The organism is Bacillus cereus group sp. Bce019 (genome assembly GCF_051781745.1).
In the GTDB taxonomy this organism is placed as follows: Bacteria; Bacillota; Bacilli; order Bacillales; family Bacillaceae_G; genus Bacillus_A; species Bacillus_A cereus.
Map to the genome: position 1 here is coordinate 1 of NZ_JBPWJX010000171.1, position 266 is coordinate 266.

The window sequence follows — 266 nt, forward strand, 5'->3', positions numbered from 1 at the left end:
CTTCTGCACTGCATCTTCAATCGACCAACCACGATTTAGCCGGCTGCGCAGAGTGCATTCGGGAATACCAAGCTGGCCTGCCCACTGAGAAACTGTTTGCCGCCTACCTAGATACTCAACGAAGGTGTTTCTTCTAGTGTTATTCATCTGTTCTAAGGCAGTTGCCCAGCGGCAGTTTTCCTTGAAGTAACCTGCGTCGTTGTCAATTCGATCAAGGGAGGTGGCGTCTGGCCTTTCGCCCATATCAGCCAGGAAGTTGGAGAACG

1 pseudogene is annotated in these 266 nt (G+C 51.5%); it reads right to left on the minus strand.

Annotated elements, in window-relative coordinates:
- A pseudogene (locus ACS2QP_RS27895) lies at positions 1-243 on the minus strand (hypothetical protein); the annotation flags it as partial.
- Positions 244-266: the final 23 nt, after the last annotated feature.